The organism is Streptomyces flaveolus, from assembly GCF_014648815.1.
Classification (GTDB): Bacteria; Actinomycetota; Actinomycetes; order Streptomycetales; family Streptomycetaceae; genus Streptomyces; species Streptomyces flaveolus.
The window spans coordinates 1-16,551 of record NZ_BMRV01000005.1; the positions used below are offsets into that span (position 1 = coordinate 1).

Consider the following 16,551-nt stretch of genomic DNA (forward strand, 5'->3'; position numbering starts at 1 on the left):
AGACGACTGGGTTGATAGGCCGGATCTGGAAGCACCGCAAGGTGTGGAGGTGACCGGTACTAATAGGCCGAGGGCTTGTCCTCAGTTGCTCGCGTCCACTGTGTTAGTTCTGAGGCAACGACTGTTGCCGGCTTTGAGTAGAACGCACAATTAAAGAGTGTGCTTGTTCGCTCGAAACCATTAGGGTTTCGGTGGTCATAGCGTAGGGGAAACGCCCGGTTACATTCCGAACCCGGAAGCTAAGCCTTACAGCGCCGATGGTACTGCAGGGGGGACCCTGTGGGAGAGTAGGACGCCGCCGAACAATCTTTGGGAAGGACCCCTGGTCACCAGCGTTCAGCTGGGACCAGGGGTCCTTTCGTTTTTCCAGGGCGCACCGGGTACCCGGTTGCGTGAGAACGACTTTGCGGTACCGAAGACAGGAGTCACCGATGTCCACCAACTCTCCCGACGATCGACCGGAGCGCGACCAGCGGCGACGGGACAGTGGGGACCGCGGTGAACGCGGTGGTCAGCGCGGGGACCGTGGCGGCTTCCGTCGCGACGACCGCGGTGGTTCCGGCCGCCGTGAGGGCGGCGACCGCGATCGTGGCGGCTTCCGCAGGGACGACCGGCGTGATGACCGCGGTGACCGCGGTGGCTTCCGCCGCGATGACAACCGTGGCGGTGGCGGCGGGTACGCGCGTCGTGACGATCGTGACCGTGGTCCGCGCCGCGACGACCGGGGTGACCGTCCGACCTTCCGGCGTGACGACCGTGGCGACCGCGGTGACCGCCCCGCCTTCCGTCGTGACGACAACCGCGGTGAGCGTGGTGGCTTCGGCCGGCGCGATGACCGCCGGCCCGATGACCGCGGGTCGCGTGGTGGTTTCCGGCGCGATGACCGGCGTGACGAGCGACGTGACGACCGCGGGGATCGCGGTGGCTTCCGCCGCGACGACAACCGTGGTGGTGGCGGCGGGTACGGGCAGCGTGACGACCGTGACCGTGGTCCGCGCCGCGACGACCGTGACCGCGACCGTGGCTTCCGTCGTGACGACCGTGGCGACCGTCCGTCTTTCCGTCGCGACGAGCGCCGGGACGACCGTGGCGACCGCGGGGACCGTCCCACCTTCCGCCGCGACGACCGTGGCGACCGTCCGTCCTTCCGGCGTGATGACCGCGGTGACCGCGGGGACCGTCCCACCTTCCGCCGCGACGACCGCGGCGACCGTCCGTCCTTCCGGCGTGATGACCGCGGGGACCGTCCGTCCTTCCGGCGTGACGACCGCGGTGACCGTGGGGACCGTCCCACCTTCCGTCGTGACGACCGTGGCGACCGTCCCACCTTCCGTCGTGACGAGCGTCGAGACGACCGCGGGGATCGCGGGGACCGTCCCACCTTCCGTCGTGACGACCGTCGTGACGACCGTCGTGACGACCGACGTGACGACCGGCGCGACGACCGCGGTGGGTTCCGTCGGGACGACAACCGCGGTGACCGCGGTGGCTTCCGTCGGGACGACAGCCGTGGTGGCGACCGTGGCGGGTTCCGGGGCCGGGATGACCGCGGACCCCGCCGTGACGACCGTGGCGGGCGCCCGGGTGGCTACCGTGGACGCGACGACCGGCAGGGCGGCGGTGGCCGTTTCCGCGAGGAGCGGGACCGCGACCGGGAGCCGATCAAGCGGCTGCCGATCCCGGACGACGTCACCGGCGAGGAGATCGACAAGGACGTACGGCAGGAGCTGCAGAGCCTGCCCAAGACGCTCGCGGACGACGTCGCCAGGAACCTGGTGATGGTGGCCCGGCTCCTGGACGAGGACCCCGAGGCCGCGTACGGCTACTCCAAGGTGGCGCTGCGACTGGCGTCGCGTGTGGCCGCCGTGCGCGAGGCGGGCGGTTTCGCCGCGTACGCCAACCAGAAGTACGCGGAGGCGCTCGCCGAGTTCCGGGCCGCCCGGCGGATGACCGGCTCCGTGGAGCTGTGGCCGGTCATGGCCGACTGCGAGCGCGGTCTCGGCCGGCCGGAGAAGGCGCTGGACATGGCCGGTGCCCCCGAGGTGCAGAAGCTGGACAAGGCCGGGCAGGTCGAGATGCGGCTCGTGGCCGCCGGCGCCCGGCGCGACATGGGGCAGCTGGACGCGGCCATCGTGACGCTGCAGAGCCCCGAGCTGGCCTCCAACTCCGTGCAGCCGTGGACCGCGCGGCTGCGGTACGCCTACGCCGACGCGCTGCTGGCCGCCGGCCGGGAGCGGGAGGCGCGGGAGTGGTTCGCCAAGGCCGTCGAGTCCGACCGGGACGGCAGCACGGACGCCTCCGACCGCCTCGCCGAGCTGGACGGGGTGGAGTTCATGGACGCCCTTGACGAGCGCGAGGAAGACGGCGTGCGCGAGAGCGACGTGGACGGTCCGTCCGGCGACGACGTCGAGGACGTCGAAAAGGACTGACGTCCGCACAGCATGACGAAGGGGCGGGACCATACAAGGTCCCGCCCCTTCGTCATGTCCGGTCACAGATCCAGTGCGCGCAGCACCAGGCCCGAGGCCGGCTTCGGGCCGAACGACGTCGACTTGCGGGGCATCGTGACGCCCTGTCGGGCCAGGTCGCGGACGACCTCCTCGCGCACGGGGTGCATCAGTACGGCCGTACCGCCGTCGCGTTCCGCCTTCTCGACCGTGGCCGCCGTGTCGTGGATGTACGAGATGTGCGCCGCGGAGTCCTCGGGGATGTGCCAGACGTGGGCGAGGAGCGTGGCGTGCAGCACGGTGGCGTCCAGGGTGCGCCAGGCCTCGGGGCGGTCGGCGGGGACCGTGCGGGCCAGGAGGCCGGCGTCCGGACGGTCGACGAGGTGGAAGGTGCCGTCGCCGGCGAGCAGGAACGCGTTGCCCGCACCGGCCGCCCGGGACAGGGCGTCCATGGCCTCGGTCAGGGACGTCTCCAGGCGCCGGACGCGGAAGCGGCCGTCCAGGGCCGTCACCGCGTCGCTCACCGGGAGGCCGTGCAGCAGGCGGTGGATGGCGCGGACCCGGAGCGGATAGCGGGCCGTGTCGACGAGGAGGACGAGGCCGTGGTCCCAGGGGCTGGGGGAGGGGTGCTCCGCGCGGAGCCTGCGGTAGGTCGCCCAGCGGTGGTGGCCGTCGGCGATCAGGGCCTGGTGCTCCGCGAGCTCGGCCCGGACGCGGGCCACGGCTTCCGGATCGGTGAGCGACCACAGCCGGTGGCAGAAGCCGTCCTCCGTGGTCGTCGACAGGAGCGGCGGCCGTTCGGCGACGCGTTCCACGACGGTGGTCGTCGCTGCCGTCGCGTCGTTGCCCCGGTAGGTCAGCAGGAGCGGCTCGAGATTCGCCGACGTGGCCCGCATCAGTGCCGCGCGGTCGGCGACGACGTGCGGCATGACGTCCTCGTGCGGCAGCACCACCCGGTCCGAGGGGTCGGACACCCGCAGGGCGCCGATGATGCCGCGTTGCAGCAGGCCGGCACCGTCGCGCTGTTCGTACACGTACAGGCCCGGTTCCGCATCGGCGGTCAGCACGCCCTCGGACTGCCAGCTGCGCAGGGTGTCGGCGGCCTGCTCGTTGCGGGCTTCCGGTGTGGCGGCCTGGGGCAGGATCAGCCGGACGATGTTGTACGGGTCGGCGGACTCGAGGTGGAGCAGTCCGTCGGGGCGGACCACGACGTCGTACGGAGGGGACGTCACGGCGGCCAGGCTGCCGACCCGGTCGGGGTCGTAGCGGAGGCCTCGGAACGGGGTGAGTTCCAGGCCCCGGCGCGCCGTTGCTTCCGGGTGACCCGCAGTATCCATCCCGGCATCGTACGACTGTCGGCGGCATGGGGGATGATCGGGGGAAAGGCGTCTGATGAGGAGCGATGTGCAATGAGCCGGAGCGTCAGGACGAGGCCCGACGGCAGTGGGCGGGGCCTGAGCGAGGCGTACGACACGGCGCTGCTTGACCTGGACGGGGTGGTGTACGCCGGGGGGAACGCGATCGCGTACGCGGTGGAGTCCCTCGCCACGGCCAGGTCGGGCGGCATGCACCTGGCGTACGTCACGAACAACGCGCTCCGCACGCCCGACGCGGTCGCCGCGCACCTGACCGAGCTGGGCATACCGACGGAAGCTGACGACGTCATCACCTCGGCGCAGGCGGTGGCGCGGCTGATCGCCGAGCAGGTGCCGTCGGGCGCGCGGGTGCTGGTGATCGGCGGGGAGGGTCTGCGTGTGGCGCTGCGCGAGCGCGGGCTCGTGCCGGTCGAGTCGGCGGAGGACGACCCGGCGGCCGTGGTGCAGGGCTTCGGCGGGCCCGACCTGCCGTGGGGGCGCTTCGCCGAGGCGTGCTACGCCATCGCGCGCGGCGTGCCGTGGTACGCCTCCAACACCGACCTGACGATTCCGGGCGCCCGGGGCATCGCACCGGGCAACGGCGCGGCGGTGGAGGTCGTGCGGATCGCCACCGGGGCCGATCCCCAGGTCGCGGGGAAGCCGTTGCCTCCCATGCACCGGGAGACGATCCTGCGGACCGGCGCGAAGCGGCCCCTGGTGGTCGGGGACCGGCTGGACACGGACATCGAGGGCGCGTTCAACGGGGACGTCGACTCGCTGCTCGTCCTGACCGGGGTGACCGACGGCGCCCAGCTGCTGGCCGCGCCCCCGCAGCACCGGCCGACGTACGTCGACGCCGATCTGCGCGGACTGCTCACCGGGCAGCCGGAGGTCACGGGGGACGAGGACGGCGGGTTCCGCTGCGGCGGCTGGACGGCGACCGCGGGTGACGAGCGGCTGGAGCTGGAGGGCGAAGGCGAGGCGCTGGACGGGCTGCGCGCGCTGTGCGCGGCGGCCTGGACGGCGGGCGGGGAGAGCGCGTGCGCGCTGGACACGGGGAAGGCGCTGGCGCGGCTGGGGCTGTGAGCCGGGGTTGGGCACCGGAGGAAGGGGAAGGAGCCCGCCTGGCTTCAACAGCGGTGCCGGGGCGGCATCCCGGGGATCGTGATCGGTTGGCAGGGTAGGCTAACCTAACTGCGTGTTGGTCGACAGTCCCCCCGAACAGCGCGCGGAGACCGCTCCCGCGCCCCCGAAGCGCCGTGCGCTCCGTGCCGTTGGGTTGCCCGTTTCCGCAGCGATCCTCGTGCTGATCGCGATGGCGAGCCTCGCGATCGGCGCGAAGGACCTGTCGCTGGCTCAGGTCTGGCACGGCCTGTTCCACGACTCGGGCACCTATGGCGACGTCGTGGTGAGCGAGCGGCTGTCGCGGACCGTGCTCGGTCTGCTGGCCGGCGCCGCGCTCGGCCTCGCCGGGGCCGTGCTCCAGGCGCTCACCCGCAATCCGCTGGCCGACCCCGGCCTGCTCGGCATCAACGCGGGCGCCTCGGCGGCCGTCGTCACGGCCATCACCTTCTTCGGCGTCACCTCGCTGACGGGCTATGTCTGGTTCGCCTTCCTCGGCGCGGCCGGCGTCGGTGCGCTGGTGTGGTTCCTGGGCGGCAGCCGGGGGGCCACGCCGGTACGGCTGGTGCTGGCCGGCACCGCGATCAGCGCCGCGCTCTTCGGCTACCTCCAGGCCGTCATGATCATGGACGACGCGGCGCTGGGACGGATGCGCTTCTGGACCGTCGGCTCGCTGTCCTCGGCGACGAACGGGACCATCAAGGAGGTGCTGCCGTTCTTCGCCGTCGGCACGGTCCTCGCCCTCGCGCTCGCCCGGCCGCTCAACGCCACGGAGATGGGCGACGACACCGCCAGGGCGCTCGGCGCCAACCTGAACCGCACGCGGGCGCTGTCCATGCTCGCCGCCACCGTGCTGTGCGGGGCCGCGACCGCAGCCTGCGGACCGATCGTGTTCGTCGGCCTGATGGTCCCGCACATCGTGCGCTCCTTCACCGGGCCCGACATGCGCTGGATCCTGCCGTACGCCGCGATCCTGTCGCCCGTGCTGCTGCTCGGCGCGGACGTCCTCGGCCGGATCGTCGCACGGCCCTCGGAACTCCAGGTCGGCATCGTCACCGCGGTCCTCGGCGGACCGGTCTTCATCTTTCTCGTACGACGGCGGAGGACGGCCCAGCTGTGAAGACCCATCGTGCTGTACGGAGTCCGGGAGGGCTCTCGCTGCGTCTGGACGTCCGGGCCGTGGCCGTCGTCGCCCTCCTGCTGGTCGTCGCGCTCGCCGCGAGCGTCCTGCTGATCGGCACCGGCGAGTTCGAGATACCGGCCGGGGACGTGCTGAAGACCCTGGCCGGCGACGGGAACCCCAGCCAGGAGTTCATCGTCAACGAACTGCGGCTGCCGCGGGTCCTGGTCGGGTTGCTGGTCGGTGCCGCGCTCGGGCTGGGCGGCGCGCTGTTCCAGGCCATCTCGCGCAACCCGCTGGGCAGTCCGGACGTGCTCGGCCTCGGCCAGGGAGCGACGGCCGGCGCCCTCGTGATGATCGTCCTGTTCTCCGGGACCGCCACCCAGGTCACCCTCGGCGCGCTCGCGGGCGGACTGGTGACCGGCATCGGCATCTACGTGCTCGCCTGGAAGCGGGGAGTGCACGGCTATCGACTCGTGCTGGTCGGCATCGGCATGTCCGCGATCGTCACGGCGATCAACGGCTACCTGATGACCCGGGCCGACATCGTCGACGCCGCCCGTGCCGTCGTCTGGATGACCGGATCCCTCGACGGCCGTGACTGGGCCCAGGTCTGGCCCCTGCTGGCGCTGTGCGCGGTGCTCGTGCCGCTCGTCCTCGTCAACGGCCGGGCGCTCAGGCTGATGGAGATGGGCGACGACATCTCGTACGCCCTCGGCGTGCGCGTCGAGCGCGTGCGGATGCTGCTGATGGTGGCCGCCGTGCTGCTCACCGCCGCCGCGACCGCCGCCGCCGGGCCGGTCAGCTTCGTCGCGCTCACCGCGCCGCAGCTCGCCCGGCGGCTGACCCGCTCGCCCGGCCCCAACCTGCTGCCGTCGCTCTGCATGGGCGCCACCCTGCTGGTCGGCGCCGACTGGGTCTCGCAGCGGGCCTTCGGCGCCGACCAGCTGCCCGTGGGCGTGGTGACCGGCGTCCTCGGCGGTGTCTACCTGCTGTGGCTGCTGGTCACCGAGCGCAAGGCGGGCCGGATATGAGCGCCGGCGCCACCGCCACCAGCGGACTGAACAACCAAGGGAGCATCGTGAACCGTCTGTCCGCCGAGGACGTCACCCTCGCCTACGACCAGCGGGTCATCGCCGAGCAGCTGTCGGTGGAGATACCCGACAACTCCTTCACGGTGATCGTCGGCCCCAACGCCTGCGGCAAGTCGACCCTGCTGCGCGCCCTGTCGCGGATGCTGAAGCCGACGCGGGGCCGGGTGCTCCTCGACGGGTCGGTCATCCAGTCGATGCCCGCCAAGCAGGTCGCGCGGACCCTCGGCCTGCTGCCGCAGTCGTCCATCGCGCCCGACGGCATCACCGTCGGCGACCTGGTGGGCCGGGGCCGCTACCCGCACCAGGGCCTGCTGCGCCAGTGGTCGAGCGAGGACGAGCGAGTCGTCCAGGAGTCGATGGCCCAGACCGGCATCACCGAACTCGCCGACCGCTACGTCGACGAACTCTCCGGCGGGCAGCGCCAGCGCGTGTGGATCGCCATGGCGCTCGCCCAGCAGACCCCGCTGCTGCTGCTCGACGAGCCGACGACGTACCTGGACATCCAGCACCAGATCGACGTCCTTGACCTGTGCGCGGAACTCCACGAGACCCAGGGCCGCACCCTGGTGGCCGTCCTGCACGACCTCAACCACGCCGCCCGGTACGCCACCCACCTCATCGCCCTGCGCGGCGGGAAGGTCATCGCCGAGGGCGCGCCGAACGACATCGTCACGGCCGAACTGGTCGAGGAGGTCTTCGGACTGCGCTGCCAGATCATCGACGACCCGGAGACGGGCACGCCGCTGGTGGTGCCGGCCGCGCGCAAGGCACGCGTCACCGGCGAGCGCGAGAAGGTGTCGGCGGCAAAGGCGTCCTGAGGGCGGCTACAGAAGCTTCCGGAGGCGGAACAGGTCGCGCAGACCCGCCTCCAGCTTCACCCGGCCCGAGCCCCAGGCCTTGGCGAAGTTCAGCTCGCCGTCGACCAGGGCCACCAGATCGTCGCCGGTCATCGCCAGCCTGATCTCGGCCTTCTCGCGCGGCGGCCCGTCGAGGGTCTCGCGCACGTCGATCCGGCCGTCCGCCATGCGGCCCGCGAAGGTGACGTCCAGGTCGGTGATGTGGCAGCTCACCGAGCGGTCCAGCGCGGTCGCCGCCCGCACGTCCCCTTCGGCGCCGTGCATGTTGTCCGAGAGCTTGTCGAGTGCGTCACGGCACTCCTCAGTCGTCGCCATCGGGACAGACCGTACCGCAGCGTTCGCGGTAGCGTCGGGGCATGAACGACGCAGTACCGCGGGCCGGGGGCCAGGAGGCGGACGCCGAGGCGGGGCCCCGGGAGGCGCGGGACGAGTACGCCCCGGCCGGCCCCGCCCCCCTCGGCGTCCCGCGCACACCCACCGGCGACGCCGAGGTGGACGCCGGACTGCGGCGCCTGGCCGACGCCGACCACCTCGCCACGGACGGGCACGTCAAGGTGTACGAGGATGTACACCGGGGGCTGCGCGACGCGCTCACCGCGCTCGACGCCCGCCCGGGACCTCCGGTGCCCACCCGTCGCCCGACCACCACCCCTCAACGGGGGCCGTCGGGCCACGAGTCCCATTCGCCGCACGAACACAGGAGCTGAACCGAACGTGGCAGGAGTCGCACGCCGCCGTCTCGACGCGGAGCTGGTCCGCCGCAAGCTGGCGCGCTCGCGCGAGCACGCCAGCCAGCTGATCGCCGCCGGCCGGGTGAGCGTCGGCAAGACCGTCGCGACCAAGCCCGCCACCCAGGTGGAGACGGCCGCGGCCATCGTCGTCACCCAGGACGACAGCGACCCCGACTACGTCTCGCGCGGCGGCCACAAGCTCGCCGGCGCCCTCGCGGCGTTCCTGCCGCAGGGCCTCGTCGTCGAGGGGCGGCGCGCGCTCGACGCCGGCGCCTCCACCGGCGGCTTCACCGACGTCCTGCTGCGGGCGGGCGCCGCGCACGTCGTCGCCGTGGACGTCGGATACGGACAACTCGCCTGGTCCCTCCAGCAGGATGAACGCGTCACCGTCAAGGACCGTACGAACGTACGTGAGTTGACGCTGGACGCGATCGATGGGGAGCCCGTGGACCTTGTCGTGGGGGATCTGTCCTTCATCCCGCTCGGGCTGGTGCTGCCCGCCCTGGTGCGGTGCACGCGGCCGGACGCCGACCTGGTGATGATGGTGAAGCCGCAGTTCGAGGTGGGCAAGGAGCGGCTGGGCAGCGGGGGAGTGGTACGCAGTGCGCAGCTGCGGGCCGAGGCCGTACGGGGTGTCGCCCGCAGGGCCTGGGACCTGGGGCTCGGTGTGAAGGGGGTCACCGCCAGTCCGCTGCCCGGTCCCTCCGGGAACGTCGAGTACTTTCTGTGGCTGCGGGCCGGGGCCGGTGAACTGGACCCGGCCGACGTTGACCGTGCAGTGGCGGAGGGGCCGCGTTGACACAGAACCGAGCTCGAACTGTTTTCCTGCTCGCCCACACCGGGCGGCCCGCGGCCATCCGCAGCGCCGAGCTCGTGGTCAAGGGGCTGCTGCTGGCCGGCATCGGGGTGCGGGTCCTGGAGGCCGAGGCGCGCGACCTGCCGCTGCCGGACGAGGTGGAGCTGGTCGGGGAGGCCACTCCGCAGTGCCTCGACGGGTGCGAGCTGCTCATCGTGCTGGGCGGTGACGGGACGCTGCTGCGCGGCGCCGAGTTCGCCCGGGCCTCCGGGGTGCCGATGCTCGGCGTCAACCTCGGCCGGGTCGGCTTCCTCGCCGAGGCCGAGCGGGACGACCTCGACAAGGTCGTCGACCGGGTGGTGAGCCGGGCGTACGAGGTCGAGGAGCGGATGACCGTCGACGTCGTCGTGCACCGCAACGGCGACATCGTCCACACCGACTGGGCGCTGAACGAGGCCGCCGTGCAGAAGGCCGGTGCCGAGAAGCTGCTCGAGGTCGTGCTGGAGATCGACGGGCGGCCGGTGACGGGGTTCGGCTGCGACGGCATCGTGCTGTCGACGCCGACCGGGTCGACGGCGTACGCCTTCTCGGCCGGCGGGCCGGTGGTGTGGCCCGAGGTCGAGGCGCTCCTGATGGTGCCGATCAGCGCGCACGCGCTGTTCGCGAAGCCGCTGGTGACCTCGCCGGACTCGGTGCTCGCGGTGGAGGTGCTGCCGCACATCCCGCCGGGGGTGCTGTGGTGCGACGGGCGGCGGACGGTGGAGTTGCCGCCGGGGGCGCGGGTGGAGGTCCGGCGGGGGGCGGTGCCGGTGCGGCTGGCCCGGCTGCACCACGCGTCGTTCACGGATCGGCTGGTGGCGAAGTTCGCGCTGCCCGTCTCCGGGTGGCGGGGTGCTCCGCATTAGCGCCGTAGGGGCACGGGAGCGCCGGCGTGTGCGGGTTGTATGTGGTTCCTCGCGCCCGCGCGGCGCAGCCGCAGATCGGCACAGCCCCGCGTCCTTGAGGGGGCGCTTCCACCCGCCCGGGTGACAAGGGCGGGCCGGTCGCACTCCACGCCCCGGACCTCGTAAGGTCGTGTCCGTGCTTGAGGAGATGCGGATACGGTCGCTCGGAGTCATCGACGACGCTGTTGTCGAGCTGTCGCCCGGGTTCACCGCTGTCACCGGTGAGACGGGCGCGGGCAAGACCATGGTGGTCACCAGTCTCGGGCTGCTCCTGGGCGGGCGCGCGGACGCGGCCCTGGTGCGGATCGGGGCCAAGAACGCGGTCGTCGAGGGGCGGATCGCCGTGCCCGGTGACGCCGCCGCGGCCCTGCGGGCCGAGGAGGCCGGGGCCGAGCTGGACGACGGTGCCCTGCTGATCAGCCGTACCGTCTCCGCCGAAGGGCGCTCGCGGGCGCATCTGGGCGGGCGGTCCGTGCCCGTGGGGATGCTCGCCGAGATCGCCGACGAGCTGGTGGCCGTGCACGGGCAGACCGACCAGCAGGGGCTGCTGAAGCAGTCCCGGCAGCGGCAGGCACTGGACCGGTACGCCGGAGACGCGGTCGCCGTGCCGCTCGCCAAGTACGCCGGGGCCTACCGTCGGCTGCGCGCCGTCGTGTCGGAGCTGGAGGAGATCACCACGCGGGCGCGCGAGCGCGCCCAGGAGGCCGATCTGCTGCGCTACGGCCTCGACGAGGTGGCGGCCGTCGAACCGCGCGCCGGCGAGGACGTGGAACTCGCGGAGGAGGCCGAGCGGCTCGGGCACGCCGAGGCGCTGGCATCGGCCGCGACGGCCGCGCACGCCGCGCTGGCGGGCAATCCGGAGGACCCCGAGGGCGTGGACGCGGCGACGCTCGTCGCGGGCGCGCAGCGGGCCCTGGACGCCGTGCGGTCGCACGACCCGGCACTCGCCGCGCTCGCCGAGCGGATCGGCGAGGTCGGGATCCTGCTGCGGGACGTGGCCGGGGAGCTGGCGGGGTACGCCGACGACCTGGACGCCGATCCGCTGCGGCTGGCGGCGGTCGAGGAACGGCGGGCCGCGCTCACCGCGCTGACCAGGAAGTATGGCGAGGACGTCACCGCCGTGCTGACCTGGGCCGAGCAGAGCGCCGCGCGGTTGACCGAGCTGGACGGCGACGACGAGAGGATCGGCGAGCTGACCGTCGAGCGGGACGCGCTGCGGGCGGAACTGGGCGGGCTGGCGCAGGCGCTGACCGACGCGCGGACCGAGGCCGCCGAGCGGTTCGCCGCCGCGGTGACCGCCGAGCTGGCCTCGCTCGCCATGCCGCACGCGCGCGTGTCGTTCGACGTCCGGCAGACCGAGGACCCCGAGGGCGTCGAGGTCGGCGGACGTACGGTCGCGTACGGGCCGTCGGGCGCCGACGAGGTCGAGCTGCTGCTCGCCCCGCACCCGGGCGCGCCGGCGCGGCCCATCGCCAAGGGCGCCTCCGGCGGCGAGCTGTCGCGGGTGATGCTGGCCGTGGAGGTCGTGTTCGCGGGGACCGACCCGGTGCCGACGTACCTCTTCGACGAGGTCGACGCCGGGGTCGGCGGCAAGGCGGCGGTGGAGATCGGGCGGCGCCTGGCGCGGCTGGCGAAGACCGCGCAGGTCGTCGTGGTCACGCATCTGCCGCAGGTCGCCGCGTTCGCCGACCGGCAGCTGCTGGTGGAGAAGACGAACGACGGCTCGGTCACCCGCTCCGGGGTGAAGGTCCTCGAGGGCGAGGAGCGGATCCGGGAGCTGTCCCGAATGCTCGCGGGCCAGGAGGACTCGGAGACGGCCCGCGCCCACGCGGAGGAGCTGCTCGCGACGGCGAGGGACGACGGGTAGGCGCGTGGCCCGGCGGACGCCGGTGCGGTGGCCGGCGCTGCGTCGGCGGGGCCGCCGGCCGCGGTGACCCGCCGGGATGCCTCTGACCTCCGGAGGCGGTGGCCGTGTGCGCGGACGCCGCGTCGGCGGCCTGCCGGGCGCGGCGACCCCGGGACGCACGCCGTCCGCGGGGGTGGCTTCGTGCGCGGACGCCGCGTCGGCGGGCTTCTGGGCCGCGGCGACCTCCGCTGGGGTGGCTTCGTGCGCGGACGCCGCGTCGGCGGGCTTCGGGCCGCACGTCCTCCGCAGGGGCGGCTCCGTGGGCGGGGGCGGCACGGAGGACCCGGTGCGAGCCTCAGGCGGCGGTTCGGGCGGGATCGGGGGGGGGGGGGGGGGGGGGGGGGGGGGGGGGGGGGGGGGGGGGGGGGGGGGGGGGGGGGGGGGNCCGTAGGGTGGCCGGATGATCAAGCGAAGTCGCCGGACCGGTGTCTCCTTCGCCCTCGCCGCCGCCGTGGCCCGGACCGGCCTGACCGCGCTGCGGGCCGCGGCTCCGGGCGGCCGGGACCGCTGGGAGCGGAAGAACCACGCCGGGCGGACCGTCGGGCTGTATGCCGGGCCCGCCTCCGCCGTGGCGGTGGCGGTCGGGGCGGGGCGGGTGCGGCCCGCCGCCGGGCTCGCCGTGCTCGCCGCCGGGGTCTGCGGGGCCTACGACGACGTGGCGGGGGCCCAGGATCCCCGGCGGGGGTTCCGGGCGCATCTGACGGCGCTGCGGGACGGTGAGGTCACCAGCGGGGCGGTGAAGCTGTTCGGGATCTGCGGGGCCGGGCTCCTCGCGGGTGCGGTGATGAGGGAACGGCCGCTGGACAAGGCGCTCGCGGGCGTGGTGATCGCCGGCGCCGCGCACCTCGTCAACCTCGTGGACGTGCGCCCCGGCAGGGCCGCCGCCGTCGTCCTCGCGCTCGGGGCGCCGGGGCTGCTGCGGCAGGGGCCCGGAGCGGAGACGGCCGCCGCCACGATGGGGGCCGCCGCGGCCGTACTCCCCGACGACGTCGCCGGGCGGACGATGCTCGGCGACACCGGAGCGCACGCACTCGGCGCGGCCCTGGGCGCCGCCGTCGTGCAGGGAAACGGCAGGGCGGGACTCGCCGCGCACGCCGTCGCGCTGGTGGCCGCGGCGGTCTGCGGAGACCGGGTGAGCGAGCTGGCGCGTCACTCGTGTGAGTGAACCGGTCCTGCTTCGTTGCCCCCGTGGTCGCGTGCGCGCGGGGATCGTCGTTCCCGGAACATCCGTACGTGCTGGCATCCTTGACGGAGTGACGCACAGGAAACCGTCGGCGCGCCCCGACCGCACCATCCTTCTGTACGTTCTTCGTGACCGTCCCCCGCCGAACCAGGAGTCCCGGGACACGTGACCCCCGTGAGCAGCCACTCACCGCTCGGCCCGGCGCCGCTGCGCACCGTGCAGGTGCTGGGCGGAGGCAACGCCGGCAGCAGCGCGCACGTGCGCTCGCTGGCCGCGGGGCTCGTCGCGCGGGGCGTGAAGGTCACGGTGTGCGCCCCCGCCGATGCGGAACGCACCTACGACTTCGCCGGCGCCGGAGCCGACCACGTGCACGTGCCCCGCAGCAGCGACCCCGTCTCCGTGGCGGCGCTGCGGACGGTGTGCGCGGACGCCGACCTGGTGCACGCGCACGGGCTGCACGCCTCCTTCCGTGCCGTGCTCGCCCTCGGCGGGCGCCGGATCCGCACCCCGCTCGTCGTCACCTGGCACGACCGGGCCCACGCCGAAGGGGCGCGCGCCCATCTGCTGCGGGTGCTGGAACGGCGGGTGATGCGGGCCGCCACCGTGGTGCTCGGCACCACCTCGGACCTGGTCGACCGGGCTCGGCTGACCGGCGCGCGGGACGCCCGGCTCGGTCCCGTCGCGCTTCCCGGCCGTCCCCGCCGGGCCGCCGGGCCGGAGGACCCCGACCGGACGCGTCCGAAGGTCCGGGCCGAACTCGGCGCCGTCGGCCGCCCGTTGCTCATCGCGGTCGGCTCCCTGGAGCCGCACCGGGGGCACGACGTCCTGCTCGACGCCGCGCGCGCGTGGCGCCGTCTCGACCCCGTGCCGCTGGTCGTCGTCGCCGGGGAGGGCCCGCTGCGCGGGGAGCTGCAGCGGCGGATCGAGGACGAGCGACTGCCGGTGGTGCTCATCGGCCGCCGCGACGACGTCACCGACCTGCTGGCGGCGGCCGACCTCGCGCTGCTGCCGAACCACCGTGGAGCGGGGCGCTCCGTTCTCGCCCAGGAGGCCCTGCACGCGCGCCTGCCGCTCGTCGCCGGCGCCACCGGCGGCATCCCCGAACTCGTCGGCGACGCCGCCGAACTCGTCCCGCCCGGGGACGCCGGGGCACTCGCCGACGCCGTCGTCGGGTTGCTCGGCGACGCCGCGCGGCGCGAGGCGCTGCGCGACCGGGGCGTACGGCAGGCGGCCACCTGGCCGACCGAGGACGAGACGGTCGCGCAGGTCCTCAGCGTCTACGACGAGCTGACCCGGCCCACGCCGCTGCTCTAGGCGTTCTCGACCTAGGGCAGGTGCCGGCGTGCCCGCAGGGCCAGGCTCAACGCCAGTACGGTCTGCGGGTCGTCGAGGTCCGTGCCCAGCAACTCCCCTATCCGCGCCAGCCGGTTGTACAGCGTCTGCCGGTTCAGGTGGAGTTCGCGTGCCGTCTCCGCCTTGCGGCCCGCGTGCGCCAAGTACGTCTGGAGGGTGGGCAGCAGGGGCGGCCTGGAACGGTTGTCGTGGTCCTGGAGGGGGCCGATCGCCCGGCCGACGAACGCCGCCAGGTCCGGATGGTCGCGCAGCCGCCACAGCAGCAGGTCGATGTCGAGGCGCCGGGCGTCGTACCACGGCCGGTCGCCGAGGCCCTGGGCCGCGGTCGCCGTCTCCGCCGCGTGCCGGAGACCGGCCGACGCCGCCGCCCAACCGCCGGCCACCCCGACGACCACGACCGGCGGGTGCGTGCCCGGGCGCTGCATCCCGGCCCGCTCCACGCCCGCCCGCAGCGCCGCCGCGACCCGGTCGGCGACCGCCGCCCGCTCCGACTCCGAGCGCAGGCCCAGCAGGAGCGGCACCCGGCCCTCCACCGGCCGCACGCCCAGCAGCACCGGTACCCCGACCGATGCCAGCTCCTCGGAGACCGCGCGGGCCAGCACCGCCCAGCCGCCGCCCGTGGGGGCGAGGGCGTCGCCGAGCCGCATCACCACCGGCAGCAGCGGGCTGCCGCCCGGCTTGAAGCCGAGGACGCGGGCCTGCGCAGGGGCGTCCTCGGCGGTGATCCGGCCCTCGGCGAGGTCGGTGAGGAAGTCACCGCGCCCGCGCGCCGCCAGCTCCTCCTCCTGCCGTGCCTGCATCAGCACCACGGCGAGGATGCCGGCCGCCCGCTCCGCCGCCATCCGGTGCACCGGCGCCAGCGGGGACCGTACGGGCAGCAGGACCAGCCGGGCGCGCACCGACCCGGCGCCTGGGCCGCCCCCGGGCACGTCCACCAGGACCGAGCCCGCCGGGGGCGGGGTCTCCTTGTGCTGGCCCCGCAGCCCCTCCCACACCTGGAGCGGATCGGCGCCCTCGGGTCCGGAGCCGGCGGCGTACAGCAGGCGGCCGTCGGTCGTCTCCAGGAAGACCGGGTTGTCGCCGAACTCGGCGAGGATGCCGAGCACCTGGGGCACCCCGCCGCCGCCCAGGAGGGCCCCGGTGCAGCGGCGGTGCACCTCCTCTGCCCGCTGGAGCAGCGCGTAGTGGCCGTTGACGATCTCGGTGTGGATCTCCTCGGTGACCGTCACGAACGGCACCTCGCGGTGCAGCTGGACCAGCGGCAGACCGGCCGCGCGGGCGGTGTCCACGAGGGTCGCGGGCAGCCGGGCGAAGCGCGGTCCCAGCTCCACGACCAGGGCCGCGATGCCCCGCTCGGCGAGCGTGCGGACGAACGCCCGCTGCTCGGCGGGGCGGGTGCCGAGGCCGTAGCCCGTGGTCAGCAGGAGCTCGCCGCCCTTGAGGAGGGAGGCGATGTTGGGCACCTCGCCCGCGTGCACCCAGCGCACGGTGCGGTGCAGGCGGTCGGCGCCGGCGAGGATCTCCGGCAGGCCGCTGCGCAGCCCGGGGAGTTCCAGGGCCCGCTGCACGGTGATGCCGGCCCCCCGTGGCCCGTATCCGCCGTCCCCGAAGCCGTCGCCGCTGTTGACTTTGCCGCTGTCCAT

15 protein-coding genes and 2 rRNA genes are annotated in these 16,551 nt (G+C 74.1%); 14 read left to right on the forward strand and 3 right to left on the reverse strand.

From position 1 onward, the window contains the following. From IEZ05_RS13730 to IEZ05_RS36150, 4 genes are all read left to right on the forward strand, one after another. A 23S ribosomal RNA gene (locus tag IEZ05_RS13730) occupies window positions 1-83 on the forward strand; the annotation flags it as partial. A gap of 104 nt (window positions 84-187) precedes the next feature. Then, window positions 188-304 (forward strand): 5S ribosomal RNA (gene rrf, locus IEZ05_RS13735). Window positions 305-702: 398 nt separating this feature from the next. Beyond that, window positions 703-1,779 (forward strand): hypothetical protein, encoded by a 1,077-nt coding sequence (locus IEZ05_RS36145; RefSeq protein WP_229869720.1) that lies wholly within the window; start codon window positions 703-705, stop codon window positions 1,777-1,779. After that, window positions 1,671-2,429 (forward strand): tetratricopeptide repeat protein, encoded by a 759-nt coding sequence (locus IEZ05_RS36150; RefSeq protein WP_194549682.1) that lies wholly within the window; start codon window positions 1,671-1,673, stop codon window positions 2,427-2,429. Before IEZ05_RS36145 ends, IEZ05_RS36150 begins: the two co-directional genes overlap by 109 nt. Before the next feature lie 62 nt (window positions 2,430-2,491). On the opposite strand, the gene IEZ05_RS13745 is transcribed toward IEZ05_RS36150, so the two are convergent. Continuing rightward, a complete protein-coding gene (locus IEZ05_RS13745; protein ID WP_189230367.1) occupies window positions 2,492-3,784 on the reverse strand; it encodes a DUF1015 domain-containing protein in 1,293 nt (430 codons plus the stop codon). 72 nt (window positions 3,785-3,856) lie between these two features. On the opposite strand from IEZ05_RS13745, the gene IEZ05_RS13750 reads away from it, so the two are divergent. The 4 genes from IEZ05_RS13750 to IEZ05_RS13765 all read left to right on the forward strand — a co-directional run bounded on the left by IEZ05_RS13750 (window position 3,857) and on the right by IEZ05_RS13765 (window position 7,956). Beyond that, a complete protein-coding gene (locus tag IEZ05_RS13750) occupies window positions 3,857-4,888 on the forward strand; it encodes an HAD hydrolase-like protein (protein ID WP_189230368.1) in 1,032 nt (343 codons plus the stop codon). Between the two features lie 112 nt (window positions 4,889-5,000). Then, the gene (locus tag IEZ05_RS13755) at window positions 5,001-6,044 is read left to right on the forward strand and encodes a FecCD family ABC transporter permease (RefSeq protein ID WP_189230369.1); all 1,044 of its coding nucleotides are present in this window, start codon (window positions 5,001-5,003) and stop codon (window positions 6,042-6,044) included. After that, window positions 6,041-7,078 (forward strand): FecCD family ABC transporter permease, encoded by a 1,038-nt coding sequence (locus IEZ05_RS13760; RefSeq protein ID WP_189230370.1) that lies wholly within the window; start codon window positions 6,041-6,043, stop codon window positions 7,076-7,078. The genes IEZ05_RS13755 and IEZ05_RS13760 overlap by 4 nt, the downstream gene beginning before the upstream one ends. Further along, window positions 7,075-7,956 carry an ABC transporter ATP-binding protein gene (locus IEZ05_RS13765; protein WP_189230371.1) on the forward strand — a complete coding sequence of 294 codons (882 nt, stop codon included), beginning with the start codon at window positions 7,075-7,077 and terminating at the stop codon, window positions 7,954-7,956. Before IEZ05_RS13760 ends, IEZ05_RS13765 begins: the two co-directional genes overlap by 4 nt. A 6-nt stretch (window positions 7,957-7,962) precedes the next feature. Here the strand turns inward: IEZ05_RS13765 and IEZ05_RS13770 are convergent, their stop codons facing one another. After that, window positions 7,963-8,310 carry an SCP2 sterol-binding domain-containing protein gene (locus IEZ05_RS13770; RefSeq protein ID WP_189230372.1) on the reverse strand — a complete coding sequence of 116 codons (348 nt, stop codon included), beginning with the start codon at window positions 8,308-8,310 and terminating at the stop codon, window positions 7,963-7,965. Window positions 8,311-8,351: 41 nt separating this feature from the next. Here IEZ05_RS13770 and IEZ05_RS13775 point away from each other — a divergent pair, with 41 nt between their 5' ends. The 6 genes from IEZ05_RS13775 to IEZ05_RS13800 all read left to right on the forward strand — a co-directional run bounded on the left by IEZ05_RS13775 (window position 8,352) and on the right by IEZ05_RS13800 (window position 14,869). After that, a complete protein-coding gene (locus IEZ05_RS13775) occupies window positions 8,352-8,702 on the forward strand; it encodes a hypothetical protein (RefSeq protein ID WP_189230373.1) in 351 nt (116 codons plus the stop codon). Window positions 8,703-8,709: 7 nt separating this feature from the next. Further along, on the forward strand, window positions 8,710-9,525 hold the full coding sequence (locus IEZ05_RS13780; RefSeq protein WP_189230374.1) for a hemolysin: 816 nt from the start codon (window positions 8,710-8,712) through the stop codon (window positions 9,523-9,525). After that, complete coding sequence (locus IEZ05_RS13785) at window positions 9,522-10,427, forward strand: NAD kinase (RefSeq protein ID WP_189230375.1); 906 nt, start codon at window positions 9,522-9,524, stop codon at window positions 10,425-10,427. Before IEZ05_RS13780 ends, IEZ05_RS13785 begins: the two co-directional genes overlap by 4 nt. Window positions 10,428-10,614: 187 nt before the next feature. After that, window positions 10,615-12,333, forward strand: coding sequence for a DNA repair protein RecN (recN, locus tag IEZ05_RS13790; protein WP_189230723.1), 1,719 nt, complete (start codon window positions 10,615-10,617; stop codon window positions 12,331-12,333). A gap of 439 nt (window positions 12,334-12,772) precedes the next feature. After that, window positions 12,773-13,537: a hypothetical protein gene (locus tag IEZ05_RS13795; RefSeq protein ID WP_189230376.1), complete on the forward strand. Its 765-nt coding sequence runs from the start codon at window positions 12,773-12,775 to the stop codon at window positions 13,535-13,537. A gap of 183 nt (window positions 13,538-13,720) precedes the next feature. Next, on the forward strand, window positions 13,721-14,869 hold the full coding sequence (locus IEZ05_RS13800) for a glycosyltransferase family 4 protein (RefSeq protein ID WP_189230377.1): 1,149 nt from the start codon (window positions 13,721-13,723) through the stop codon (window positions 14,867-14,869). An 11-nt stretch (window positions 14,870-14,880) separates the two neighbouring features. Here the strand turns inward: IEZ05_RS13800 and IEZ05_RS13805 are convergent, their stop codons facing one another. Further along, complete coding sequence (locus tag IEZ05_RS13805; protein WP_189230378.1) at window positions 14,881-16,551, reverse strand: PucR family transcriptional regulator; 1,671 nt, start codon at window positions 16,549-16,551, stop codon at window positions 14,881-14,883.